Consider the following 24,979-nt stretch of genomic DNA (forward strand, 5'->3'; position numbering starts at 1 on the left):
ATTGATGAAAGGCGGTGCGCGCCGTCATGACGATCGGCCGCGCGTCGGTGGCGATTTACATGACGTTTTCCTCCAAGAAAGACGAACGACAGATGCGCACGCGTGCGCGCATTCAGAAACGGGCGGTCAACGACAGATCGAGCGCGACCGCCGCGGTTTGCAGCGATGCCGGCTTGCGCAACGGCACGCCGAGCGCGACGCCGTAGCCGAGCAGCTTGTAGTCGCCGCGCACGCCGAGCGCGGCGCCGACGAGCGTGCGTCCGTTCCGCCCCGCGCCCTCCGACGCGCCGGCGCCCCACACTTGACCCGCATCGACCGCCGCATAGACTTCGGCTGCGCCGAACGCGCCCGTCGCGAGCTCGTTGCGCCAGGTCCAGCCGCCCGCACCGGCGAGCGTGCTGTTGCCGTCGAATCCGCGCACCGTGTAGCGGCCGCCGATCTGCATGAATTCGGTGGAGGGCGCGGTGCCCGGTGCGTGCTGAAGCCGGAACGTGCCGCGATAGCCGAAGCGGCGCGTACCGACCCGGAAGCGCGCATCGGTGCCGAGCGTCGCGGTGACGATCCGGTAGCGGCCGTCCCATGCACGCCGATCGTTGACGCGGCCGGGATGCGCGCTGAGGCCCGCGACGCTGCCGCGCATGCCGATGCCCGCGTCGACCGACCCGTTCGCGAGCTTCTCGCGATGTGCGACGCCGACGTCGTACGCGACGATGTCGCGCCGATACACGTCGAGCTCGGTCGGGCCGAGCCAGCTTCGATCCTGGCGGCGCGACAGCTGAAAGCGCAGCGTGGTCTTGCCGTGGCTCGTGCGATACGGGACGAATGCGAGCCCGGCGTCGTAGCGGCGCGTGCGTTGTTCGAGCGGCGGCATCGTGAAGCCCGGCAGGTCGACGGGCAGCGTTTGCCGCGACGTCCATTCGCTGACGCCCAGCGACACCGACGCGTAGCCGATCGGCACGTTCCACGCGGCGCTTTTCGCTTGCGAGCCGAGCGACTTGTCGTGGAACGCGGCGTCGGTGTTGTAAGTGACGACGAGCTGGTCGTACAGATGCAGCGGCGAATCGACGGCGACGATCGCGCCGAGCTGGTTGCGGCCGGTCGAATCGAGCCCTGCGTTGTCGGCGGTCGCGATGAACCGCACGCGACGTGCGGCGTCCGGATGCCGGATCAGGATGTCGGTGTCGCCGAGCGCGGCGCCCGGTACGAGGTCGAACGCGGTCGCGCTCTGGCCGGGCAGCCGCCGCGCGTTCTCGAGCGCCTGGTCGAGATCGCGCACGTTCAACAGCCCGTGCGAATGATGCGGAAACAGCGGTGCCGGCCAGCCGATGCGGCCGCGCTCGTCGCGAATCGCGCCGATGCGGCCCGGCAGGATTTCGACGACGAGCCGGCCGGTCGACAGATCCTGTTCCGGAATGGTCGCCGCGGATGTGACGTAGCCGCGTGCGATCAGCCGCCGCGTGACCCAGTCGCGAAGCGCGCGCAATCCTTGCGGACCGACGCACGCGTGCTCGAGCGCCGCCTCGCGCGGCAGCCACGGAAACGCTTCGGCATGCCGCCATTCGACGGCATGAACGTCGAAGCACGGCGACTCGGTCGGCAGCACGAGCGGATCCGACGCGCGCGGCGGCCGCGCGGACAACGTGTCGGCCGCCGGCGCGGCCTGTCGCTGCGAATGATCGATCTGCTGTTCTTGATGACGCGCCGCGTCGGTTACCGACGGGAGCGGACGATTGCCCTGGGCGAAGGACGGCATGCAGCGCAACAATAATGCGGCAGCGCATATTGCTCGCACTGCGCAATTCGAATTGCGCATGATCGGGTGGAACCGCTGATTGAGGTGCGGCGATTTTATATTGCGCTTTTTATTTTGATGTGGTCGTTATAATGGGATAGCGGTTGGTTTATTGGTAACTTGTTGAATATGAATGTTTAAGTTGATCAAATCGAGATTTATTGTCCAGCCGATATGTTGTTTTTATCCAAATTATCTCGTCTGTGTTTAAGTCGTCGTCGACTGTCTTTTTGTGACTATTGCTGATCTTTATTGGGTTGCTGGCATAAATGGAGGGGCGTGAACAATAGGTATTGTTCGAACCGAAAACGAAATTCAATAGAGCACGTTCGAATGTGAATCCGAATCCGCCGTTCGCGCTGTGCCGGGATGCGTTGCCTACGGCAATCGAGTACGCGGTCCGACATCGACCGCGCACCGCCGACGTCGGCGTCCGCGCTATCCCGATATTCTTCCGGCCTGTTTGCTTGTGACGATTCGGACTTTGGGCGCGGCACGCCGGGCGCTACCATCGCCGCTCCCATAGAACAGATGAGCCCAGCATGAGCACGTCCGCGTCACGTTCGATTCCGTTCCGCCTGCGCGTCGTCGGCGCGGCGGCCGCCGCTGCGCTGTCGCTTGCGTCGTGCGGCGGCGTGGACGGCGATGCGCCGCCGCAGGCGTCCGCGACGCCGGCGAAACGGCCGAACATCCTGTACATCATGGCCGACGATCTCGGCTATTCCGACATCCACGCGTTCGGCGGCGAGATCAGCACCCCGAACCTCGACGCGCTGGTCGCATCGGGCCGCATCCTGTCGAATCACCACACCGGCACCGTGTGCGCGATCACGCGCGCGATGCTGATCTCGGGCACCGATCACCATCTCGTCGGCGAAGGAACGATGGGCGTGCCGACCGACGAGCGGCGCGGGCTGCCCGGCTACGAAGGCTATCTGAACGATCGCGCGCTGTCGGTCGCGCAGCTGCTGAAGGACGCCGGCTATCACACGTACATCGCGGGCAAGTGGCACATCGGCTCGGGGATCGTCGGCAGCGCGACGGGCAGCGGACAGACGCCGGATCAATGGGGCTTCGAGCGCAGCTACGTGCTGCTCGGCGGCGCGGCGACGAATCACTTCGCGCACGAGCCGGCCGGCTCGACCAACTACACGGAAGACGGCCGCTACGTGCAGCCGGGCCAGCCCGGTCAGCCGGGCGGCGCCGGCGGCAGCCCGGCCGTGTTTTATTCGACCGACTTCTATACGCAGAAGCTGATCTCGTACATCGACGCGAACCGGCAGGACGGCAAGCCGTTCTTCGCGTATGCGGCGTACACGTCGCCGCACTGGCCGCTGCAGGTGCCGGACCCGTGGCTGCACAAGTACGCGGGCGTCTACGACGCCGGCTACGACGCGATCCGCAATGCGCGGATCGCGCGGCAGAAGGCGCTCGGGCTGATTCCCGCGGACTTCAAGCCGTTCGACGGTCTGCCCGAGACGACGACCGCATCGCCGGCCACGACGAACAACGGCACCGCGAACGCGAAGTACGTGAGCGCCGTGCATTCGGCGGCCGACGGCTACGTCGACTACGGCGCCGGCAAGGTCGACAAGCTGTGGGCGAGCCTCACACCCGCCGAGCGCAAGGCGCAGGCGCGCTACATGGAGATCTACGCGGGGATGGTCGAGAACCTCGACTACAACATCGGCCTGCTGATCCAGCATTTGAAGGACATCGGCGAATACGACAACACGTTCATCATGTTCCAGTCGGACAACGGCGCGGAAGGCTGGCCGATCGATTCGGGAGCGGACCCGACGGCGACCGACACCGCGAATGCACAGGAGCCGACGTATTCGGCGCTCGGCACCGACAACGGCAAGCAGAACGCGCAGCGGCTGCAGTACGGCCTGCGCTGGGCCGAAGTGAGCGCGACGCCGTTCCGGCTCACGAAGGGCTATTCGGCCGAAGGCGGCGTATCGACGCCGACGATCGTGCGGCTGCCCGGACAGACGCGGCAGCTGCCGGCGTTGCGCGCATTCACGCACGTGACCGACAACACGGCGACGTTCCTCGCGGTCGCGGACGTGACGCCGCCGTCGCAGCCGGCGCCGCCGCTCGTCAACACGCTGACGGGCGTCGACCAGAACAAGGGCAAGGTCGTCTACGGCAACCGCTACGTGTATCCGGTCACGGGGCAGTCGCTGCTGCCCGTGCTCACGGGTGCCGCGACCGGCGAAGTACATACGGCGCCGTTCGGCGACGAAGCATACGGTCGCGCGTACCTGCGCAGCGCCGACGGCCGCTGGAAGGCACTGTGGACCGAACCGCCGCTCGGGCCGCTCGACGGACACTGGCAGCTGTACGACCTCGCGTCGGACCGCGGCGAGACGACCGACGTGTCCGCGCAGAATCCGTCGGTGATTCAGACGCTCGTCGAGCAATGGAAGACGTATATGAGCAACGTCGGCGGCGTCGAGCCGCTGCGTCCGCGCGGCTACTACTGAGGCCGGCGCGATGCGGCTTCGCTCCTGGACGATCGGCGCGGCGCTCGCGGCCGCGCTGTTTGCGGCGGCGTTCGCGGCCGGCTATGCGAACTCGTCCGCGTCGGCGGCCGATGCGTTCGACGACGCGAATCGCGGCCGCCCGCTTGCGCCGCTGGGTTCCGAGCGGCAGTGCGCGCGCTATTCGGGGCTGCCGGCGAACTGGCGCGACGATCCGAAGGCCGGCATGGTGCATCTGCGCGGCGGCGCGTTCGTGTTCGGCAGCACGCGCGGCTATCCGGACGAGCGGCCGGCCGGCGACGGTCGCACGCGCGTCGGCGGCTTCTGGATCGACCAGACCGACGTGACGATCGCGCAGTTCGCCGCGTTCGTGCACGCGACCGGCTACGTGACCGACGCCGAGCGGCAGGGCGGCGCAGCGGTGTTTCATGTGCCGACGCGCGACGAACTGAACCTGCGCGATCTCGCATGGTGGACGTGGGTCGACGGCGCGTCGTGGCGTCATCCGCGCGGCCGCGGCAGCAGCGTCGACGGGCTCGGCAACCTGCCCGTCACGCTCGTCACGCAGCGCGATGCGCTTGCGTACGCGCGCTGGCTCGGCCGCGATCTGCCGACCGAAGCCGAATGGGAATACGCGGGCAAGGCCGGCCGCGACGACGCCTCGCTCGACGCGGCGCCGCGCGACGCACACGGCAAGCCGGCCGCGAACTACTGGCAGGGTGCGTTCCCGGTGCTCGACACCGCCGAGGACGGCCACGCAGGCCTCGCGCCGGTCGGCTGCTACGCGGCGAACGGGTTCCGGCTGTACGACATGATCGGCAACGCATGGGAATGGACGAAGGATCCGTACACCGGTCCGCACCAATCGCACACGAACGGCGACACCGCGGCCGTCGCGCCGCCGACGCACGCGCACGACACGCCGATGGTCATCAAGGGCGGTTCGTTCCTGTGCTCGCGCGACTACTGCGTGCGCTATCGCGCGTCGTCGCGCGAACGACAGGAGGCCGATCTCGGCGCTTCGCACATCGGCTTCCGGACGATCTTGAGGGACGCGTCGTGACGTCCGTGCTGCGCCGGGTCGCTGCGCTTCTGATCGTCGCGGGCGCGATCGCGCATGCTTGCGCGACGCCGCTTGCAGCGGGCGCGGGCGTCGACGTCGGCACGCCGGCGGTACGCGTCGGCGTCACGCGCGGCGTACACGCGCAGATTTTCGACGAAGTGAAACGCGTGGCGGCCGCGCGCGGGCTGCGTGTCGAAGTCGTCGAATTCGACGACGCGTCGCGCATCGATGCGGCGCTCGCCGGCGGACGGATCGATGCGGCGAGCTTCGAGGATGCGCAGCAGCTCGCTGCGACGCGCGCGAACGAACGCTACGCGCTGAGCGCAGTCGCGCCGACCGTCATGCTGCCGATGGCGCTTTACTCGCGCAAGCTGAAGAACCTGAACGAACTGCGGCCCGGCGCGACGGTCGCGATTCCGGCCGATCCGCGCGGGATGGCGCGTGCGCTCGTGCTGCTGCAGAACGACACGCTGGTCACGCTGCGCGAGCGCGCCGGGCTGCGTGCGACGTTGCGCGACGTCACCGGCAATCGGCTCGGATTGAAGTTCGTTGCGCTGCATCGCGATCGTCTTTACGGTGCGCTCGATTCGGCCGCGTTCGTCGCGATGGACAGCGACACCGCCGCGCGCGCCGGGCTCGAGCCGGCGCGCGACAGCATCGGCATCGAAGATGCACGTTCGCCGTATGCGAACGTGCTGACCGTGCGCGATGCCGATCGCGCGAAGCCGTGGGTCGCGCAACTGATCGCCGCGTACCACTCGGACGACGTCGCGCATTTCATTCTCACGCGCTATCGCGATTCGGTGCGGCGGCCGTGGTAGACGACTACCGCCTTGCATGCCATGCGTGCGGACGCTGCTGCAACAGCGCACCGACGCTGTCGCTGCGCGAACTGTTTCGGCATCGGCACCGCTTCGTCGGCGCGTTGGCGATACGTCGCGTGCCGAAGCGGCGGATCGGTGAACGCTCGCGCGTCGGCAGCCGCGAGCACGTGCTCGACGCCGACGACGTCGTTGCAGCCGATGCGCTCGCGCACAGCCTGTTTCACCGCGCGGCCGGAATGGGCGATGAATGGATCGCATTGACGCTGCAGGGCTACGACTATCCGTCGCTCGGCCGGTGTGCGGCACTCGCCGACGACGGCCGCTGCAGCGTGCACGCGGACAAGCCGTCGATCTGCGGCGCGGTGCCGCTCGATCCGATGCTGCCCGACCGCTTGCAGGCTCGCGTGCTGGCCGCGCGGCGCGACGACGCTATGTGGCTCGGCGCGGATTGCATAGTCGATGCGCAACAGGATGCGACGTTCGTCGAGGCACCCTCGGCGATACCGCTGGTGAAGAGCGGGCAGGTCGTCGACCGCGCGGCGCTCGACGCGTTTCGCGATGCGCTCGTGTTCGAACGTGCGGTATGGCGCGATGCGGTTTTTGCATCGCTGATCGACGGCGGGGCGCAGGTTAGCGAAGCGTTGTCGCGTGTGCCGCCCGGCGGCTATCTCACGATGTCGATCGTGCCGGTGCTGGTCGCCGTCGCCGCGATTTCAGCGCATTGCCGCGCGCTGTGCACCGCGTTCATCGACGCGCAGCTCGAGTTGATCGATACGTGTATCGAAGCGGCGCTCGCACGGCGGCGTCTGGAAGACCGGCCGACGACACGCGAGCTGCGCGGCTTCGCGCACGCGCTAGGACGGGCGCGCGCTGCGTTCGGCGCGATGCCGGATGCAGCGGCGGAACGTCGAGCCGACGCGGCGCGTATCGATGCGTGGCTCGATGTGAAAGGCCCCGCTGTGTGACGCCCAGTGCGCGCGACGTATGGCGCGTGCGTTGCGCTTCGTGTGATTTCGTTCGTCTCGCAACGTGCGCGGACGCAGAGAAAGCGCCCACACCGCGTTACCCACCCATCGCCGATCGCCACCTTCCCCGACGTCACAGCGCTTCCACCAATCGCCGCTGACTCCGTTCGCAATACTCGTGACACGCGGCGCGCGCGGCGATCGACGCGCCGTGCACGAACCTCGGCGCATCCGCGCGACGCGACATCGACACGACGATCGACGGCGGCGACGGCTGCAGCGGCAGCTCGACCACTTCGCCGCTGTCGATCAGCGCATCGACGAACAGCACCGGAATCGCCGCCACGCCGAAGCCGTCGCGCACGAGCTGCACGATCACCGAGATCGACGGCGAGCCGGTGATGCGCGTCTCCGACAGCGGCACGCCGTGCGCGTGCGCGAGCGTGCGCACGATGTCCTCGAGCGCGCGATGCGGCGCGGTGCCGCGTCCGTAAGTGAGGATCGGCTGACGCAGCACCTGCCGCGCGAGCCCCGAGCGCGTATTCGGCAGCAGCCCCGCACGCGCGATCCAGCGCACCGGATAGTTCGCGAGCGCATCGCAGACGACCGACGTCTCGTCGCTGCCCTCCACGCGAATGATCAGGTCGAGTTCGCCGGCCATCAGCCGGCGCTGCAGCACGACGCTCACGTCGACGGTCAGGTCGACCTCGAGCTGCGGATAGTCGGCCGCAAGGCGGCGCAGATAGTGCGGCAGCCAGCTGTGCACGACGGTCTCGATCACGCCGAGCCGCAGCTTGCCGCGCAGCGCGCTTTCGCCGGACGCGGCGGCCTGCAGCTCGTGCGTCGCCTCGACGACGGCCTTCGCATAGCCGAGCAGATATTCGCCGTTCGGCGTGAGCCGGAATTCGCGGCTGTCGCGATCGACGAGCACCGTCTGCAGTTCGTCTTCGAGCGCCTTCAGGCGCTGCGATATCGCGGCCGGCGTCGCATGCAGCGCGGCGGCCGTCGTACGGAAGTTGCGCAGCTTCGCGAGCGTGACGAAGGTTTCGAGGAAGCGTGTGTTCATGGCGGCGAGCGAGACGGTGGACCTGAAGCTTCCCACTACGAAAACTGAACGGGACCGGGGAAAACCCGAAGTTCCGTTAAGAAATTCTATACACGGCGCGCAAAAAAACTCGTTGGCGACGAAATTTTTTCTTTTCTATTCTTCGCCGTATCCGATGACGCGACGCCGTCATCCAGCCGACATCTTCATCTGCAACGAACACGCTGAACGCCATGACGCCTTCCGAATTCCGCCAGTCCGTACGCCGCGGCGCATTCCGCGCTCCCACCGCCGGCCATTGCGGCCCGTTCGCGCAAGCGAACCTCGCGATCCTGCCCGATGCGTACGCGCACGATTTCCTGCGCTTTTGCCAGGCGAATCCGAAAGCGTGTCCGCTGCTCGGCGTCGGCGAACCCGGCGCATTCCGGCTCGACGTGCTCGGCGACGATCTCGACATCCGCACCGACGTGCCGAGCTACAACGTATACCGCGACGGGCGCCTGACCGAACGCGTCGAATCGATCGAAGCGCTGTGGCGCGACGATTTCGTCGTGTTTGCGATCGGCTGCTCGTTCTCGTTCGAGGACATGCTCGCACGCGAAGGGATCGGGCTGCGCCACGTCGAGGAAGGGCGCAACGTGCCGATGTACCGCACGTCGATCGCGAACCGCCGCGCGGGCATTTTCGGCGGGCAGCTCGTCGTGTCGATGCGGCCGATGCGCGGCGCGGACGCGATCCGCGCGGTGCAGATCACGAGCCGGTTTCCGGGCGTGCACGGCGCGCCGATCCATATCGGGCATCCGGAGGAGCTCGGCATCGCCGATCTCGGCGCCCCCGATTTCGGCGATGCGGTGACGATCCGCGACGGCGAGCTGCCGGTGTTCTGGGCGTGCGGCGTGACGCCGCAAACCGCCCTGATGGAAGCGAAGCTGCCGATCGCGATCGCGCATACGCCCGGCTACATGCTAATGACCGACATCACGAACGCGTCGCTGGCCGTGTTCTGACGATCCGGTCCGACGCGACGCCGGCGGCCCGCGCGGCCGTCGGTCTGGTACCGGTCGCGGCAGCGTGCCGCGACCCGTGACGATCCGCCCGGCCGGAGGGCGGCGCGCATCCGCGGCTCCACGGCCGCGCGCGCGAAAACCCGAACCGGTGCGGCGCGCGAGCCGCGGCGGCACCGCACGCACCACCGGCACGACCCGTTTTTCATGCCGCACATCGACAGGAGCACCACCATGGAAAGCAAGACCCTCGCGGCGCCCGCCGCCGAGCCCGCGAGCGACGCGCGCAGCGGCCTGTTCTCGTGGTACGCGGACGCGCAGCCGCGCGAGCGCCGCGCGTTCTGGAGCTGCAAGGTCGGCTACATGCTCGACGGGATGGACACGCAGATGCTGTCGTTCGTGATCCCGACGCTCGTCGCGACGTGGGGCATCTCGCTCGCGGACGCCGGCTTCATCGGCACGATGACGCTGCTCGCATCGGCGCTCGGCGGCTGGATCGCGGGCATTCTGTCCGACCGGATCGGCCGCGTGCGCACGCTGCAGCTCACGGTGCTGTGGTTCGCGGTGTTCACCGCGCTGTGCGGGCTCGCGCAGAACTACCATCAGCTGCTCGCGGCGCGCGCGCTGATGGGCTTCGGCTTCGGCGGCGAATGGACGGCCGGCGCGGTGCTGATCGGCGAAGTGATCCGCGCGCGCGATCGCGGCAAGGCGGTCGGCCTCGTGCAGTCGGGCTGGGCGATCGGCTGGGGATTGTCGGCGCTGCTGTATGCGGTGCTGTTCTCGCTGATGCCGGCCGAGCTCGCGTGGCGTGCGCTGTTCCTGATCGGGCTCGCGCCCGCGCTGCTCGTCGTCGCGATCCGTCGTTACGTAAAGGAGCCGGACGTCTACGAGAAGGAGAAGGCCGCGCAGGCGAAGGTTGCCGACGCGCCGCGCCTCACCGAGATCTTCGCGCCGAAGCTGCTGTCGACGACGCTGCGCGCGGCGCTGCTGACCACCGGCGCGCAGGGCGGCTACTACGCGATCACCACGTGGCTGCCGACGTTCCTGAAGACCGAACGTCATCTGACCGTGATGGGGACCGGCGGCTATCTGGCGACGATCATCGTCGGCTCGTGGATCGGCTATCTGACGAGCGCGTACCTGACCGACCGCCTCGGCCGCAAGCCGAACTTCATCCTGTTCGCGCTCGGCTCGATGGTGATCGCGTTCGCGTACACGTCGCTGCAGCTGACGAACACGTCGATGCTGTGGCTCGGCTTCCCGCTCGGGTTCTTCGCATCGGGCATCTTCTCGGGGATGGGTGCGTTCCTGACCGAACTGTTCCCGACGCGCGTACGCGGCTCGGGCCAGGGCTTCTGCTACAACGTGGGCCGCGCGGTCGGCGCGCTGTTTCCGTTCCTGATCGGCGCGCTGTCGAAACACTACGGGCTCGGCGCGAGCATCGGCATCTTCGCGGTCGCCGCGTACGGCGTGATGATCGTCGCCGCGCTGACGCTGCCCGAAACGCGCGGCCGCGAGCTCGACGCCGCATAAGCGGCGCACCGTCCGCACTTCCTTCTTTTTCCTTTTTCATCGAGTCTTCCCGCGGCGCGCGATGCGCGCCGTGCGGCGGCGCTCGTCCTTCGATTCAACGACGTTTCGACTTCATCGCCATGAACGACCGACAGACTTCCTCCGTTTCTACCGACGCCGCGCGCTGGCAATTCTGGATCGACCGCGGCGGCACGTTTACCGACATCGTCGCGCGCCGTCCGGACGGCACGCTCGTCACGCACAAGCTGCTGTCCGAGAACCCCGAGCAGTATCGCGACGCGGCGGTGGCCGGCATCCGCCATCTGCTCGGCCTCGCCGACGGCGAGCCGATCACGCCGGCGCACGTCGACATGGTGAAGATGGGCACGACGGTCGCGACCAACGCATTGCTCGAACGCAAGGGCGAGCGCACCGCGCTCGCGACCACGCGCGGCTTTCGCGACGTGCTGCGCATCGCGTATCAGAACCGGCCGCGGCTGTTCGATCTCGACATCGTGCTGCCCGACGCGCTGTACGAGACGGTCGTCGAGATCGACGAGCGGATCGGCGCGCACGGCGACGTCGTCGTGCCACTCGATACGGCGAGCGCCGAAGCGTCGCTGCGCCGCGTGTTCGACTCGGGCGTGCGCGCGCTGGCGATCGTGCTGATCCACGGCTATCGCCACACCGCGCACGAGCGCACGCTCGCCGCGCTCGCGCGCCGCATCGGCTTTACGCAGGTATCGGTGTCGCACGAGGTGTCGCCGTTGATGAAGATGGTGCCGCGCGGCGATACGACGGTGGTCGACGCGTATCTGTCGCCGATCCTGCGCCGCTACGTCGAGCAGGTCGCGCAGGAAATGCCGGGTGTGAACCTGCAGTTCATGCAGAGCAGCGGCGGGCTGACGCGCGCGGACGCGTTCCAGGGCAAGGACGCGATCCTGTCGGGTCCGGCGGGCGGCATCGTCGGCATGGTGCGCGCCGCGCGCGCGGCCGGCTTCGAGCGGGTGATCGGCTTCGACATGGGCGGCACGTCGACCGACGTGTCGCACTACAACGGCGAATTCGAGCGCGAGTTCGAGACGCAGGTGGCCGGCGTGCGGATGCGCGCGCCGATGATGAGCATCCATACGGTCGCCGCGGGCGGCGGCTCGGTGCTGAGCTTCGACGGCGCGCGGCTGCGCGTCGGCCCGGAATCGGCCGGCGCGAATCCGGGGCCGGCCGCGTACCGCCGCGGCGGCCCGCTTACCGTGACGGACTGCAACGTGATGCTCGGCAAGATCCAGCCCGATCATTTCCCGCGCGTGTTCGGCCCGCATGCGGACGAGCCGCTCGACCGCGACGGCGTGGTCGCGAAGTTCGCGGCGCTCGCCGACGAAATCCATGCGGCGACCGGCCGGCGCGAGACACCCGAAGCGCTCGCCGAAGGCTTTCTCGAGATCGCGATCGGCAGCATGGCGAACGCGATCAAGAAGATCTCCGTGCAGCGCGGCCACGACGTGTCGCGCTATGTGCTGACGACGTTCGGCGGCGCGGGCGGCCAGCATGCGTGCGGCGTCGCCGATGCGCTCGGGATGACGCAGGTGTTTGCGCACCCGCTCGCGGGCGTGCTGTCCGCGTACGGAATGGGCCTTGCCGATCAGACCGCGATGCGCGAGCGCGCAATCGAGGCCGTGTTGTCCGATGAATCGCTGCCGGCGTTGAACGCGGCGCTCGACCGGCTGACCGACGAAGCCATCGGCGCGCTGCTCGAGCAGGGCGTGCCGCCGGAGCGGATCGTGACCGAGCGGCGCGTGCACCTGCGCTATCAGGGCACCGATTCCGCGCTCGACGTGCCCGCCGGCAGCGTCGATGCGATGCGGCGCGCGTTCGAGGCCGCGTATCGGCAGCGCTATGCGTTCCTGATGCCCGGCACGCCGCTCGTGGCCGAACTCGCGTCGGTCGAGGCGATCGGCCGTTCCGACGCGCCGGTCGAGATCGCCCCGCTCGCGCCGCGCGGCGAACGCGACGATCCCGCGCCGCGCGCGGAATCGGTCGTGCGCTTCTATTCCGGCGGCCGCTGGCACGACGCGGCGCTGTACGTGCGCGACACGCTGCTTGCCGGCGATGCGATCGACGGCCCCGCGATCGTCGCCGAGCGCAACGGCACGACGGTCGTCGAGCCGGGCTGGCGCGCGCAGATGACCGCGCAGGGCAACCTCGTGCTGACGCGCGTGACGCCGCTGCCGACGCGCCGCTCGCTCGGCACCGACGCCGATCCGGTGCGGCTCGAGATCTTCAACAACCTGTTCATGTCGATCGCCGAGCAAATGGGGCTACGGCTGCAGAACACCGCGTACTCGGTGAACATCAAGGAGCGGCTCGATTTCTCGTGCGCGATCTTCGACGGCGACGGCAACCTGATCGCGAACGCGCCGCACATGCCGGTGCACCTCGGGTCGATGGGCGAGAGCATCCGCACGGTGATCGAACGCAATCGCGGCCGCATGCGCGACGGCGACGTGTTCATGCTGAACGACCCGTATCACGGCGGCACGCACCTGCCCGACGTGACGGTGATCACGCCGGTGTTTGCCGACGGCTCGGACGAACCGCTGTTCTACGTCGGCTCGCGCGGGCATCACGCGGACATCGGCGGCACGACGCCGGGCTCGATGCCGCCCGATTCCACGCACATCGACGAGGAAGGCGTACTGATCGACAACTGGCTGCTCGTGTCGGCCGGCGCGCTGCGCGACCGGGAAACGCGCGCGCTGCTCGCGTCGGGCCGCTATCCGGCGCGCAACGTCGACCAGAACATGGCCGACCTGCGCGCGCAGGTCGCCGCGAATCAGAAGGGCGTCGACGAACTGCGCCGGATGGTCGCGCAGTTCGGCCGCGACGTCGTGCTCGCGTTCATGGGGCACGTGCAGGACAACGCGGAAGAAGCGGTGCGGCGCGTGATCGGCGCGCTGCAGGACGGCGCGTACCGCTATCCGCTCGACAACGGCGCGGAGATTCGCGTCGCGATCCGCGTCGATCGTGCGGCGCGATGCGCGGAAATCGACTTCACCGGCACGTCGGCGCAGCTCGACAACAACTTCAACGCGCCGAAGGCCGTCTGCATGGCCGCGGTGCTGTACGTGTTCCGCACGCTGGTCGGCGACGACATTCCGCTGAACGCCGGCTGCCTGAAGCCGCTGACGGTGATCGTGCCGGCGCGCTCGATGCTGAATCCCGAGTATCCGGCGGCGGTCGTGTCGGGCAACGTCGAGACGTCGTCGGCGATCACCAACGCGCTGTACGGCGCGCTCGGCTGCGTCGCGTCGAGCCAGGGAACGATGAACAACTTCACGTTCGGCAACGCGCAGTACCAGTACTACGAGACGATCGCGGGCGGCAGCGGCGCGGGCAACGGCTTCGCGGGCGTCGCCGCGGTGCAGACGCACATGACGAACTCGCGGCTGACCGACCCTGAAGTGCTCGAATGGCGCTATCCGGTGCGCGTCGACTCGCACCGGCTCCGCGCGGGCTCGGGCGGTGCCGGCCGCTGGCGCGGCGGCGACGGCGCGGTGCGGCGCATCCGCTTTCTCGAGCCGATGACCGCATCGATCCTGTCGAACAACCGGATCCATCCGCCGTTCGGGGCGGCGGGCGGCGAACCGGGCGCGCTCGGCCGCAACACGATCGAGCGCGCGGACGGCACGGTCGAAACGCTCGGTCATATTGCACGTGCACAGATGGCGCCGGGCGACGTGTTCGTCGTCGAGACGCCGGGCGGCGGCGGATACGGCGCGGCCGACTAAGCCGCGCGACGAACGCGAAGCAGCGGCGGGAGCCGGGCGCCGGACTGCTGTCGCGTTCGTCACACGAATGCCATCGTTGCGGTCGCACCGTTTTGTCGATCGCGCAATATCAAATCGCGCGATAGAAAAGCGGTGCGTCATTGCAATGAGTTAAGGAACGAATACACGCATTCGCGCATAAAAAGACGATAAAAGCGCGCAATGTCGAATTCGCGCCAAGCGATTCGACCCTATCCAGACCGCCAGTACGACGCGCGCCCCGCGTCGACCATTCCCCGTAGAGCCCCGCCCGGCGGGCGTTTCGGCGATCGAGCGATATCGCGTTGCGCTGCCGCGATCGCCACTGCGCGCACCGCCGTTCTCGATATATCGCGAATACCAGTCGAGGTCCGCTTCCTTGACACCTCCGTCGAAATGTGAGTGCCAATCCTCATCGTCATTTGATAAGATGGCTTCCATCATTCTGTTGGCAGAAGCCGTGCGCATCGCGCGCGAACGCCGGTCGCAGGTTGGAAACAAGTACGGAACGAGAGTCGGGCGCGGCCGTCACCGCTGCGTCGCCGGGAACGCGCGATGCTCGGTCCCGGTACGGCGGTCGACCCGCTCTCGTCCGTCTACACTAAGCGCTTTTTCTGGATCGGGGCGTGTCCATGGATGACGAAAACGATAGTGCGGTGCTCGAGGCGCACGTCGGTACGCGCAGCCCCTGCTGGCGTCTCGGCAGCGACAGCAATGCACTCGAACTGGCCGCCTTGCGCGGCCACACCAATATCGCGATTGCGCTGACGAACGAGCAGGCCGCACGCATTCGCGCGCTGACCGGCGTCACGTCGCACCTCGTGCTCGACATCACGCTGTTCGGCCATTCGCTCGGCCTGCATCTGGTCGGCAAGAAGGTCAACACGACCGACTGGGCCGGCACCGCATCCGCGTATTCCGATACGGCGTCCGTCGCCGGCGATCTCGCGCACGGGCTCGCGTTCGCCGAGCAGGTCGTCTCCGAAGTGAATTCGCTCGTCGTGATTCTCGACCGCAACGGAATGGTGCAGCGCTTCAACCGGCTGTGCGAGGAAGTGACGGGCAAGCGCGAGGTCGACGTGATCGGGCGCAGCGCGTTCGAACTGTTCATGAGCCCGGAGGAGGGCGCGCAGTCGCGCAGCAACATCACCGGCTTTTTCGCGAGCAACCGCGCGTTCGCGGTCGAGCGCTACATCAATACCGTGAACGGGCCGCGCCTGTTCCAGTTCCGCAACAAGTTCGTGCAGAGCGGCAGCGGCGTCGACGAGCAGTTCCTGATCTGCTCGGGCATCGACATCACCGACGAACGCCTCGCGGAGCGGCGGCTCACCGAGCTCGCGAACACCGACGTGCTGACCGGCCTGCCGAACCGTCATGCGATCAGCGAGCGCATCCAGACGCTGATCTCGCGGGAGAACGACGGCACGCGCGGCCAGGTCGGCATCCTGTTCCTGGATCTCGACAACTTCAAGCGCGTCAACGATCACTACGGGCACATCACCGGCGACCGGCTGCTGCAGGACGTGTCGTCGATCATCGCCGGCTGCCTGCCGTCCGGCGCGACGCTTGCGCGGCTCGGCGGCGACGAGTTCCTCGTGCTGTTCGAACAGGCGACGCGCGCGCTGCTCGAAGCGACTGCGCAGATCATCCTCGAACGGCTGCGCACGCCGATTCATCTCGGGCTGATGGAGGTCTACACGAGCTGCTCGATCGGCATCGCGATGCATCCGCAGCACGGCGATTCGCTCGAGACGCTGATCCGCAGCGCCGACACCGCGATGTACGTCGCGAAGGAGGCCGGCAAGCATACGTACCGCGTGTTCTCGCTCGACATGAACCAGAAGGTCGCGAAGTACATGTGGCTCGACACGAACCTGCGCAAGGCGCTCGAGGAAGAGCAGTTCGTGCTGCATTACCAGCCGGTCGTCGACATCGCAACCGGCGACGTGCACGGCGTCGAGGCGCTGATCCGCTGGCAATCGCCCGATCGCGGGCTCGTCGCGCCGGTCGAGTTCATCCGCTTCGCGGAGGAGTCGGGGCTGATCGCGCCGCTCGGGCGCTGGGTGATGCGGACGGCCGCCGCGCAGGCTGCCGCGTGGAAGGCGAAGGGACTCGGCGTGCGGATCGCGGTGAACGTGTCCGCGCGACAGTTGCAGGACACGAACATCGTCCATCAGTTCGCGTCGATTCTCGACAGCGCGGGGCTGAAGCCGGGGCTGCTCGACATCGAGCTTACCGAGAGCAGCTTCATCGAGGACGAACACGCGGCGCGCGGGCTGATGAAGCAGTTCCGTCAGCTGGGCGCGGAGATCCATCTCGACGATTTCGGCACCGGCTATTCGTCGCTGTCGCAGTTGTCGCGTCTGCCGCTCGATGCGATCAAGCTCGATCGCAGCTTCATCACCGGGATCGACCGCAACTCGCGCTCGCAGGCGCTCGTGCGCTCGGTCGTGTCGCTCGCGAGGGCATTGAATTTCTCGGTGATCGCCGAAGGCGTCGAAACGCGCGCGGAAGCCGAGTTCCTGAAGCAGATCGACGTCGACCATGCGCAGGGCTTCTACTACGCGCGGCCGATGCCGGCCCAGGCATTCGAAGCCTGGCTCGCCGAAACGAGAAAGCTCAGGCTCATCGCCTGAGCTTTCCGTGCAGCCCGCGCTACCGTCGGCCGGCGGCGCGGGCCGTGCGCGTTACACCGTGCGCAGCTTCGACACGCGGCGGTTCTGCAGCATCACCAGGCGTTCCATGTACGCGAGATCCTTCGGCTCGATCGTGAACGCCGCATGCACCCATTCCTCGGTGATGTCCATCAGCTCGGAACGCGTCAGCTGGAACACGCGCTCGCGCGCGCGCAGCATCGCGCGGATGCCGTTCAGCTTCGGCTTCGTCACGTCGATGAACGTGCGCGTCGCAAGATACGCGTCGCCGGCGTCGAACGTCAGGTCGATCAGCCCGCGATCCTCGTACCACTCGGCCGCATGCGCTTCGCCGCTGGCGATCAGCGATTCCGCGAGCCCGCGGTCCGCCTTGCGCGCGACGAGCGAATAGCCGCCCATTCCCGGAAACAGGTTGAACGCGATCTCGGGAAAGCCGAGCTTCGCGCCTTTCTGCGCGAGCACGTAGTGATGCGCGAGTGCGGCTTCGAAGCCGCCGCCGAGCGCGCTGCCCTCGACCATCGCGATCGAGATCGCACCGGTGCCGAAGCCCGTGTAGATCTCGTACACGCCGTCGATGCACGAGCGCGCATACGCCATCAACTGATCGCGGCGGCCGCTGCGGATCGCATCGACGAAGAAGCTCAGGTCGCCGCCGACGTTGAACAGCTCGGGGACGAGCGAGCCCGTCACCCAGAAGTCGAACTTCAGACCGGAGTCGCGTGCGACACGCGCGAGATGGATGATGTCCGTGACGAGCTGCTGGTTGAAGCACGGCCGCGGCTCCGAGCGGAGCATCATCCACATGACGTTGCGACCTTCTTCGTAAAAGGCGGTCAGTTGCGTCAGTTCACCGGCTTCATAGAACGGCCGGCATGCGGGATGAGATTGGAGTTGCATGGTATGTCCTCGTGAGATGTGGTTTTTGCAACGCCGCGCGTGCCGCGCGATGCGGGGACGGGTTTCCCTGCATCGCGCAAGTCGCGAGGCATCGCCATTGTTGCGCGCGCACAAAAGCCGAAATGCGGGGAACAACGCACGATCGGCACGATCGTCGAGGACGCGGACGGGCATTCGGAAAGGCGGCCGGCCCGTGCGCCGCGGTCGTTCGGCGCAGGCTGGCGGGCGGGAAAGGCTGGATGCGGACGGGGTGAGATCGCACGGCGGCGCGAGTCGGCCGCCGGCGCGTTCAGCACGCCGCCGGATCGGCGGACGCCTCTGTTGCGTTCGGTCGTATGCGGCAATGACGCACGCCGGACGCCGAATGACGGGCGCGGTCCAGGCGCGGTACGGCCGCCGAATCGGCGCTAATGATCGATCGCGACGGACGCGATCGAGCGATCGCGCAATGCGCGGCGGTGCGCGATCGACGTCACGCGATATCGTTCGGCGTTATGACGCGATCGTCGGTATTCGGCGGTTGCACGCTTGAATACATCACGACGTGACATAAAATGAACATGTGCTGCCACGATTTGACGCGCGCGTCGGGAGCGAACCTGGGCTTTCTGGCGACCGCGGCGTGCGAGCCGACGTTCGGCGCGGCACGACCCCGCGATGGCGATTTTCAGTGCGGTGCGCGACATTCGCCGCGCGGTCGCCGGCAGCAGCGTGCGACCGGTTCGGCGGTGACGACAACGGAAACGGAGGAAGAAATGACGATGCTGGTTACGTTTCGGTCATCTGCCGCACAGGACATCGCGATGTCTCGCGATCTCGCGCAGTACCTGCTGGGGCTCGTGGGCAAGAGGCTCGACGCGCGCGGCGTGATTTCCGCCGACGAATTGCCGGTCGCGATCGCGCGGCTCGAACAGGCCATCGGCGACGATACGGCGCGGGAAAACACGCATGCGCATTCGACGCTCGCGCTGCACGCCGATCCGGCGCCGCATGCGGCCGGGCTCGCGCAGCGCGCGTGGCCGCTGCTCGACATGATGCGCGCGGCGCGCGAACAGGGCCGGCACGTGATGTGGGGCGTATAGGCGCGCGACGCGCGGAACCGGACCTCCGCTGGAAGGCCGACTGCACGACGTCGAACGACGTGCGTGTCGTCGGCCGATTTTTTTGTGCGGCGCGTGTCCGGCCGCCGGCCTACGGATGGCGGTGCGGATGCGTGCGCGACGAGCGTCGCGCGGAGCGGTGCAGCAACCTGTCGCGCGCCCGATCGCGGCTGCGTCGTTCCGCAAAGAACAGCACCGCGAATACAAGGATCGCGAGCAGCAGGATCGTCTGGACGATGCCGCTTTCCATGTCGCCTCCGACAGATTGCGGGACGATGCGCGCTACGGCCGGCCGGTGCGCGGGCTCAACGTACCGGCGGGCGTCGTATCGATGCAGCGCCTGGCCGGCGCGATCGAGAATCGGATCGCGTCCGCGTCGTTGCGGAACACGTGGCGCCTGGGGTCGAGCAGCCGCGTTTCACGGCGTCCGGCCGCATCGCGCCGGCACACGACGGCAAGCGGCCGGTACAGCGCATCGAGTTCCAGTCCTTCGCCGGCGACCGGTTCGACGAGCGCACCGGTGCGTATTTCGCAGCGGCGACAGGTCGTGCGGATCGACGTTTCCATCGTTACCTCTTTTCCGGCTTCGACCGTCCGGACCGCACCGCACGTCGATGCGCGGCGGTGCGCTTTGATCGGAACAATGGCCGCGGCTTCGCGTTCAGGTGAGCATCGGCACGGCTTCGATCAGCGCGATGCCGATCAGCGCGCCGATCGCGGCGCCGATCAGTTTCGGATGCCATCGCTCGAGATGCAGCGCCGTCAGCAGCGCGCCGAACAGGATCACGCCGAGCAACGCGAACGCGACGACGAGGTAGCCGATTTCGAAGTCGTTGTTGATCACCATGATGTGTCTCCTTCCGATGTCCGACGTGCGGCGTTTGCCGGCAAAGCAGTCGATGTGCCGCGGTGTCGCGCGTCGTCGATCTGTCTGGATTATATGTCACGACATGATATAAAAGGCGTTCGAATGCGAGTTTGGATGCAAAAGGCGGAGAACGTGCAGCGACAAAGCCGATCGCGGTCCGTGCCGGTCGCGATCGCCGCGCGTCGGCGTTCGGCGTCCCGCTTGACGCTCGCCGGCACGTCACCCACACTGGATCGCACGACGGGCGCGCATGATGCGCGGCGAGTTGCGTTGCGCCGACGCGCGTCCGCCGTGTCCCGACACGAATGCGCAGAGGCCGACGTGACGCGCTTTCCTTTCCGATCAAGCGACTGTCTGTCCACTTACGCGGCCGTGCTCGCGCTCGGCGTCGCCGCATGCGTGCGGCCGGCCTGTGCCGACGCGGGCGTCGAAGCGCCGTTTACGCTCGTCAGCGACGTGCACGAGTTCGTGCTGCAGCGCGACGGCTCGCTCGACGAGCACGACGATTCGACGCTGCGGGCGAACGACGCGAACGGAATCGACGCGGTCGCGCAGCGCTACGTATGGTTCGACAAGCATCTGGAGAAGGTCGACCTGCTCGCGGCGGAGACGATCGATCGCGACGGCGCTGCGCATCCGGTCGGCCCGGACGGCATTCGCGACGTGCAGGAACCGCGCTCGGCCGGCGCGCCGACGTTCCAGGACGGGCTGCTGCGCACCGTCGTGTTTCCCGGCGTCGAAGCGGGGTCGAGCACGCGCATCGCGTTTCGCAAGACACGCACGAGGCCGGTCAATCCGGGCTACTTCGGCTACTACGTGGAGCCGTCGCGCGAGCCGGTCGACAGCCAGCGGCTGATCTTCGACGTGCCGTCCGACATGCCGCTGTACGCGGACGCGCGCGGCTACGTCGCGCTGCCGCCGGTGACCGCGAACGGCCGCACGCGCTACGAATTCACGTACCGGCACGGCGCATACGAACGCATCGAGAGCGGCGCGGTCGGCTATCCGACGTACGGCGATCGTCTCGTGGTGTCCACGCTGCCCGACTATGCGGCATTCGCCGCGCGCTACCGCAACGCGGCTGTCGACCCGACCGCAAGCGACGCGGCCGTCGTGCAGCTGGCGCGTGCGCTCACCGCAGGCGCGGCCGATCCCTACGACAACGCGCGCATCCTGTACGACTGGGTACAGGCGAACGTACGCTACGTCGCGCTGTTTCTCGGCGAGACGGCTGCCGCGCCGCATCGCGTCGCGGATATCCTGCGCAACCGCTACGGCGACTGCAAGGATCACGTCGCGCTGTTCGGCGCGTTGCTCGCGGCGGTCGGCATCCGCAGCGAACCGGTGCTGATCAATCTCGGCGCGGTCTATACGCTGCCTGCGGTGCCCGGCTATGGCGGCGGCGCGATCAATCACGCGATCACGTGGCTGCCCGATCTGCGGCTTTACGCGGATACGACGACGACCGGCATCGCATTCGGCTACCTGCCGCCGATCGTGATGGATCGGCCCGCGCTGCTCGTCGATACGGGCGTGCTGTCACGTACGCCTGCCACGCAGCCGCGTCGCCGCGTCGCGCGGCTCGACATCGACGCCGCGCGGCAGCACGCTGCGCGCTTTCATGCGCACGTCGAAGACGACGGCTGGACCGCCGAGCTCGAACGCAGCCTGTTTCGCCGCGCGACGCCGGAGCGCATCCGGCAGATCGCGGCCGAACGCGTTCGGCAAACCGGATTGCGCGGCCGCGCGGAGCTCGCGACGAGCGAGCGTCGCGTGACGGCCGGGCCGTTCGACGTGACCGTGTCGGGCACGCTCGACCACTTCGTGTGGCCCGACGGCACGACCGCGGTGCCCGCGCTGTCGAGCATGGCCGGCGGCATCGCGACGCAGGTCGACGCGTGGCTGTCCGAGCCGGTGCGTACGCAACCGTGGGTCTGCATCGGCGGCGCGTTCGACGAGACCGGCCAGATCGCGTTGCCGGCCGACGTCGTCGTGACCGATCTGCCGGCCGACACGGTCGTGCGCGACCGCTTCGTCGACTTCACGTCGCACTACGTGTTCGACGCCGCCGCGCGCATCGTGCAGATCACGCGCCGGATGACCGCCGATTTCGGCACACAGGTATGCACGCCGGACGATTTCGCGGCGCTGCGCGCGTCGCTCGAACGGATCGAGCGCGACACGCATGCGCAGATCGTCGTGCGCGCGAAGCAACGCTGAGCGTCGTCCGACGCGGCGCTCGCAACCGATGGGCGCGCGGCCGAGCCGGCCGACGCGCGGGAGACGAACATGACGGAACGGGACCACGAGATCGCCGATCTCTCGAAGGAACTGCTGGGAAGGATCGTGCAGGGGACGGTCGCGAACGGCGCGACCGTGGATGCGCAGCAGTGCGCGGCGCTCGCGATCGAGTGTGCGACTGCGCTGATCGACCGGCTCTACGAGCGGACAGGCTGAGCGCGGTCGGTACGACGGCGTCGACGTATCGACCGATGCCGCTGCGTTCCGCGAGCGGTCGGCGGCGCGCAGCCGGCGTGCGACCTGGCACGATTACGCCAGCGTCACGCCGGCGTCGTCACGCTCGACGCGTCGGCACGTGCGTCGGCGCGCGCGTCGCCTTCCGCACGCACGGCGCCCGGCGGCCGCCCGACCACGCGCTTGAACGCGCGGCTGAATGCGGCGAGCGAGCCGTAGCCGAGCCGATACGCGACCGCTTCGATCGACTCGCGGTCGCGCCCGATCCACTGTGCGGCGAGCCGCATCCGCAGCTCGGTCAGGTAGCGCACGGGCGTCATTCCGGTCGCCGCGAGAAAGCGCTCGGCGAATACCGAGCGCGACACGCCTGCTTCGGCAGCCAACTCCGCGACGCTCCAGTTGCGGCCCGGATCGCGGTGCAGCGCGACGATCGCGCGACCGAGCTTCGGTTCGCGCAGCGCCTGCACCCAGCCGGTCGCATCGCCGCATCCGCACTCGACCCAGCCGCGCACGATGAAGGCCGCGACGACGTCCGCGAGCCGTGCGAGGATGCCGGCGAAGCCCGCGCGCTCCGCGCACGATTCGCGCTCCATCGCGTCGAGAATCGGGCGGATTTCCGGGTAGCGCGCGAGCAGCGTGCCGACGTGCATGACCGACGGCATCGTTCCGACGAGCGGCTGCATTCCGCCGAGATCGAGCTCCATGCACGCGCTGAAGATCAGCGCATCGCCGCCGGCCGGCTCCGCCGACGCGCACGCGGCACCCGCGGGCACGGCCGCGACCGATGCGACCGTGTCGCAGATCCGCGCGGCCTCGAACGCGCCGATCTCGCGGCACGACGCATCCGCATCGGACATCAGCGCGTGCCTGTGGCCGTGCGGCAGCAGAATCGCGTCGCCGGCCTCGAGCTGCACCGTTGCGCCGCCCGCATCGCGCAGCAGCACCGGTCCGCGCCCGACGAAATGGAACTGCGCGCGGCCCGGCGCGTGGCCGAAGCTGAGCCCGAACGGCCGCGCGATCTGGATGCGCCGATACTGAACGCCGCTCAGCCGCATGCCGAGCAGCAGTTCGCTGACGAGGTCGTGCGCGTCGGACACTGGGGTTTGCAGAGGTTCGGACATAAACTTTCGGACGATCGATCAACAATGACGGATTGTATGTCATAGACCGTCCTGCCGTCGTTCCTTACGATACGCCGCTACTGGCACTCTTTTCCCTGACGGAACGACGCATGAATCCCGGAATCTCCTCCGCCGCCTCGACGGCGGCCCCCCGCGAGCCCGCCTGGGGCGCGGTGTTTGCGATGGCGCTCGGCGTGTTCGGGCTCGTCACCGCCGAATTCCTGCCCGCGAGCCTGCTCACGCCGATGGCCGACAGCCTCGGCGTGACCGAAGGCGTGGCCGGGCAGGCCGTCACGGCGACCGCGACGGTCGCGCTCGTGACGAGCCTGCTGATCGCCGCGGCGACGCGCACGATCGACCGGCGGCGCGTGCTGCTCGCATTCTCGGTGCTGCTGGTCGCATCGAATCTCGCGGTCGCGTTCGCGACCAACCTGACGACGATCCTGATCGGCCGTGTCGTGCTCGGCATCGCGCTCGGCGGTTTCTGGACGATGGCGACGGCCACCGCGATGCGGCTCGTGCCGGCGGCGATGGTGCCGCGCGCGCTGTCGATCATCTTCAGCGGCGTGGCGGTCGCGACGATCGCCGCCGCGCCGATGGGCAGCTACTTCGGGCATCTGATCGGCTGGCGCAACGTGTTCCTGATCGCCGCGGCGCTCGGCGGCATCGCACTGGTGTCGCAGGCGCTCACGCTGCCGTCGATGCCGCCGAGCGGCACGACGCGCCTGCGCACGCTGATCGACGTGCTGCGCCGGCCGACGGTCGGGCTCGGGATGTTCGCGACCACGCTCGTGTTCACCGGCCATTTCGCGTTCTTCACGTATCTGCGGCCGTTCCTCGAACAGGTCGCGGGTGTCGGCGTGAACGGGCTGTCGGGAATTCTGCTCGGCTACGGGATCGCGAACTTCGTCGGCACGTCGCTCGCGGGCCGCGTGCTCGAACACCGGCTGCGTCCGATGCTGATCGCGATGCCCGCGCTGATGGTCGTGCTCGGCATCGCGCTCGTCGCGATCGGCCGCGCGCCGATGCTCGATGCGGTGCTCGTCGCGTTGTGGGGAATGGCGTTCGGCGGCGTGCCGGTCGCCTGGTCGACGTGGGTCACGCGCACGGTGCCCGACGAAGCGGAGAGCGCGGGCGGGCTGATCGTCGCGGCCGTGCAGCTCGCGATCGCGACCGGTGCGGCGGCCGGCGGCATCGTGTTCGACGCGAACGGCGCAGCCGGCGTGTTCGTGGCGGCGGCGGTCGTGCTGGCCGTTGCGGTCGCAACGATCGTGACTGGCGTGCCGAAGCGCGCGGGCGTCGGCGGATGACGACGCCGGCTGCGGCATCGCGCGGCTTCGCTGCGGCGCGCGCCCGCCGCGCCGCGCATG

At 68.2% G+C, this 24,979-nt stretch carries 19 protein-coding genes; 12 read left to right on the forward strand and 7 right to left on the reverse strand.

Features of this window, described 5'->3' with window-relative positions:
- Nucleotides 1-112: 112 nt before the first annotated feature.
- Nucleotides 113-1,753 (reverse strand): ShlB/FhaC/HecB family hemolysin secretion/activation protein, encoded by a 1,641-nt coding sequence (locus tag BUB20358_RS01035; protein WP_243408555.1) that lies wholly within the window; start codon nucleotides 1,751-1,753, stop codon nucleotides 113-115.
- A 581-nt stretch (nucleotides 1,754-2,334) separates the two neighbouring features.
- Between BUB20358_RS01035 and BUB20358_RS01040 the strand changes: the two genes are divergently transcribed.
- Genes BUB20358_RS01040 through BUB20358_RS01055 form a run of 4 tightly spaced genes read left to right on the forward strand, consistent with a single transcriptional unit; the run spans nucleotide 2,335 to nucleotide 7,130 of the window.
- Nucleotides 2,335-4,281 carry an arylsulfatase gene (locus BUB20358_RS01040; RefSeq protein ID WP_006766830.1) on the forward strand — a complete coding sequence of 649 codons (1,947 nt, stop codon included), beginning with the start codon at nucleotides 2,335-2,337 and terminating at the stop codon, nucleotides 4,279-4,281.
- A 10-nt stretch (nucleotides 4,282-4,291) separates the two neighbouring features.
- Nucleotides 4,292-5,341: a formylglycine-generating enzyme family protein gene (locus tag BUB20358_RS01045; protein ID WP_006766831.1), complete on the forward strand. Its 1,050-nt coding sequence runs from the start codon at nucleotides 4,292-4,294 to the stop codon at nucleotides 5,339-5,341.
- Nucleotides 5,342-5,388: 47 nt separating this feature from the next.
- Nucleotides 5,389-6,162, forward strand: a complete 774-nt coding sequence (locus BUB20358_RS01050) for a MetQ/NlpA family lipoprotein (RefSeq protein ID WP_045552331.1) — start codon at nucleotides 5,389-5,391, stop codon at nucleotides 6,160-6,162.
- The gene (locus tag BUB20358_RS01055) at nucleotides 6,156-7,130 is read left to right on the forward strand and encodes a YkgJ family cysteine cluster protein (RefSeq protein WP_035974929.1); all 975 of its coding nucleotides are present in this window, start codon (nucleotides 6,156-6,158) and stop codon (nucleotides 7,128-7,130) included. Before BUB20358_RS01050 ends, BUB20358_RS01055 begins: the two co-directional genes overlap by 7 nt.
- A gap of 133 nt (nucleotides 7,131-7,263) precedes the next feature.
- Here the strand turns inward: BUB20358_RS01055 and BUB20358_RS01060 are convergent, their stop codons facing one another.
- On the reverse strand, nucleotides 7,264-8,196 hold the full coding sequence (locus tag BUB20358_RS01060; protein ID WP_006766834.1) for a LysR family transcriptional regulator: 933 nt from the start codon (nucleotides 8,194-8,196) through the stop codon (nucleotides 7,264-7,266).
- 212 nt (nucleotides 8,197-8,408) lie between these two features.
- Between BUB20358_RS01060 and BUB20358_RS01065 the strand changes: the two genes are divergently transcribed.
- The 4 genes from BUB20358_RS01065 (at nucleotide 8,409) to pdeR (ending at nucleotide 17,130) form a co-directional block, all read left to right on the forward strand.
- The gene (locus BUB20358_RS01065) at nucleotides 8,409-9,182 is read left to right on the forward strand and encodes a putative hydro-lyase (RefSeq protein ID WP_006766835.1); all 774 of its coding nucleotides are present in this window, start codon (nucleotides 8,409-8,411) and stop codon (nucleotides 9,180-9,182) included.
- 231 nt (nucleotides 9,183-9,413) lie between these two features.
- Nucleotides 9,414-10,712 carry an MFS transporter gene (locus BUB20358_RS01070; RefSeq protein ID WP_006766836.1) on the forward strand — a complete coding sequence of 433 codons (1,299 nt, stop codon included), beginning with the start codon at nucleotides 9,414-9,416 and terminating at the stop codon, nucleotides 10,710-10,712.
- A 119-nt stretch (nucleotides 10,713-10,831) separates the two neighbouring features.
- Complete coding sequence (locus tag BUB20358_RS01075) at nucleotides 10,832-14,476, forward strand: hydantoinase B/oxoprolinase family protein (protein WP_006766837.1); 3,645 nt, start codon at nucleotides 10,832-10,834, stop codon at nucleotides 14,474-14,476.
- 650 nt (nucleotides 14,477-15,126) lie between these two features.
- Entirely contained in the window at nucleotides 15,127-17,130 is a 2,004-nt protein-coding gene (gene pdeR / locus BUB20358_RS01080) for a cyclic di-GMP phosphodiesterase (protein ID WP_035974932.1), read from the forward strand.
- A 51-nt stretch (nucleotides 17,131-17,181) separates the two neighbouring features.
- On the opposite strand, the gene BUB20358_RS01085 is transcribed toward pdeR, so the two are convergent.
- A complete protein-coding gene (locus tag BUB20358_RS01085; protein WP_006766839.1) occupies nucleotides 17,182-18,045 on the reverse strand; it encodes a crotonase/enoyl-CoA hydratase family protein in 864 nt (287 codons plus the stop codon).
- 761 nt (nucleotides 18,046-18,806) lie between these two features.
- Between BUB20358_RS01085 and BUB20358_RS01090 the strand changes: the two genes are divergently transcribed.
- Nucleotides 18,807-19,127 (forward strand): DUF1840 domain-containing protein, encoded by a 321-nt coding sequence (locus BUB20358_RS01090; RefSeq protein WP_035975416.1) that lies wholly within the window; start codon nucleotides 18,807-18,809, stop codon nucleotides 19,125-19,127.
- A 109-nt stretch (nucleotides 19,128-19,236) separates the two neighbouring features.
- On the opposite strand, the gene BUB20358_RS01095 is transcribed toward BUB20358_RS01090, so the two are convergent.
- From BUB20358_RS01095 to BUB20358_RS01105, 3 genes are all read right to left on the reverse strand, one after another.
- The gene (locus BUB20358_RS01095; RefSeq protein WP_165802992.1) at nucleotides 19,237-19,395 is read right to left on the reverse strand and encodes a hypothetical protein; all 159 of its coding nucleotides are present in this window, start codon (nucleotides 19,393-19,395) and stop codon (nucleotides 19,237-19,239) included.
- Between the two features lie 32 nt (nucleotides 19,396-19,427).
- Entirely contained in the window at nucleotides 19,428-19,712 is a 285-nt protein-coding gene (locus BUB20358_RS01100) for a hypothetical protein (RefSeq protein ID WP_035974934.1), read from the reverse strand.
- Nucleotides 19,713-19,806: 94 nt separating this feature from the next.
- Nucleotides 19,807-19,992 (reverse strand): hypothetical protein, encoded by a 186-nt coding sequence (locus BUB20358_RS01105; protein ID WP_006766842.1) that lies wholly within the window; start codon nucleotides 19,990-19,992, stop codon nucleotides 19,807-19,809.
- Between the two features lie 342 nt (nucleotides 19,993-20,334).
- On the opposite strand from BUB20358_RS01105, the gene BUB20358_RS01110 reads away from it, so the two are divergent.
- Both BUB20358_RS01110 and BUB20358_RS01115 read left to right on the forward strand, forming a co-directional pair.
- Entirely contained in the window at nucleotides 20,335-22,233 is a 1,899-nt protein-coding gene (locus tag BUB20358_RS01110; RefSeq protein ID WP_006766843.1) for a transglutaminase family protein, read from the forward strand.
- A gap of 69 nt (nucleotides 22,234-22,302) precedes the next feature.
- Nucleotides 22,303-22,470 (forward strand): hypothetical protein, encoded by a 168-nt coding sequence (locus tag BUB20358_RS01115; protein ID WP_006766844.1) that lies wholly within the window; start codon nucleotides 22,303-22,305, stop codon nucleotides 22,468-22,470.
- Between the two features lie 104 nt (nucleotides 22,471-22,574).
- Here BUB20358_RS01115 and BUB20358_RS01120 read toward each other — a convergent pair whose 3' ends face one another.
- Nucleotides 22,575-23,609, reverse strand: coding sequence for an AraC family transcriptional regulator (locus BUB20358_RS01120; RefSeq protein ID WP_006766845.1), 1,035 nt, complete (start codon nucleotides 23,607-23,609; stop codon nucleotides 22,575-22,577).
- 110 nt (nucleotides 23,610-23,719) lie between these two features.
- Between BUB20358_RS01120 and BUB20358_RS01125 the strand changes: the two genes are divergently transcribed.
- The gene (locus tag BUB20358_RS01125) at nucleotides 23,720-24,919 is read left to right on the forward strand and encodes an MFS transporter (RefSeq protein WP_006766846.1); all 1,200 of its coding nucleotides are present in this window, start codon (nucleotides 23,720-23,722) and stop codon (nucleotides 24,917-24,919) included.
- Nucleotides 24,920-24,979: the final 60 nt, after the last annotated feature.

The sequence above is a fragment of the Burkholderia dolosa genome (assembly GCF_902499135.1).
In the GTDB taxonomy this organism is placed as follows: domain Bacteria; phylum Pseudomonadota; class Gammaproteobacteria; order Burkholderiales; family Burkholderiaceae; genus Burkholderia; species Burkholderia dolosa.

Coding starts and splice junctions, on each gene's coding strand:
- BUB20358_RS01035 (WP_243408555.1), bottom strand. CDS start 1,753: ATGCCGTCCTTCGCCCAGGGCAATCGTCCGCTCCCGTCGGTAACCGAC.
- BUB20358_RS01040 (WP_006766830.1), top strand. CDS start 2,335: ATGAGCACGTCCGCGTCACGTTCGATTCCGTTCCGCCTGCGCGTCGTC.
- BUB20358_RS01045 (WP_006766831.1), top strand. CDS start 4,292: ATGCGGCTTCGCTCCTGGACGATCGGCGCGGCGCTCGCGGCCGCGCTG.
- BUB20358_RS01060 (WP_006766834.1), bottom strand. CDS start 8,196: ATGAACACACGCTTCCTCGAAACCTTCGTCACGCTCGCGAAGCTGCGC.
- BUB20358_RS01065 (WP_006766835.1), top strand. CDS start 8,409: ATGACGCCTTCCGAATTCCGCCAGTCCGTACGCCGCGGCGCATTCCGC.
- BUB20358_RS01070 (WP_006766836.1), top strand. CDS start 9,414: ATGGAAAGCAAGACCCTCGCGGCGCCCGCCGCCGAGCCCGCGAGCGAC.
- BUB20358_RS01075 (WP_006766837.1), top strand. CDS start 10,832: ATGAACGACCGACAGACTTCCTCCGTTTCTACCGACGCCGCGCGCTGG.
- pdeR (WP_035974932.1), top strand. CDS start 15,127: ATGGATGACGAAAACGATAGTGCGGTGCTCGAGGCGCACGTCGGTACG.
- BUB20358_RS01085 (WP_006766839.1), bottom strand. CDS start 18,045: ATGCAACTCCAATCTCATCCCGCATGCCGGCCGTTCTATGAAGCCGGT.
- BUB20358_RS01090 (WP_035975416.1), top strand. CDS start 18,807: ATGCTGGTTACGTTTCGGTCATCTGCCGCACAGGACATCGCGATGTCT.
- BUB20358_RS01095 (WP_165802992.1), bottom strand. CDS start 19,395: ATGGAAAGCGGCATCGTCCAGACGATCCTGCTGCTCGCGATCCTTGTA.
- BUB20358_RS01100 (WP_035974934.1), bottom strand. CDS start 19,712: ATGGAAACGTCGATCCGCACGACCTGTCGCCGCTGCGAAATACGCACC.
- BUB20358_RS01105 (WP_006766842.1), bottom strand. CDS start 19,992: ATGGTGATCAACAACGACTTCGAAATCGGCTACCTCGTCGTCGCGTTC.
- BUB20358_RS01115 (WP_006766844.1), top strand. CDS start 22,303: ATGACGGAACGGGACCACGAGATCGCCGATCTCTCGAAGGAACTGCTG.
- BUB20358_RS01120 (WP_006766845.1), bottom strand. CDS start 23,609: ATGTCCGAACCTCTGCAAACCCCAGTGTCCGACGCGCACGACCTCGTC.
- BUB20358_RS01125 (WP_006766846.1), top strand. CDS start 23,720: ATGAATCCCGGAATCTCCTCCGCCGCCTCGACGGCGGCCCCCCGCGAG.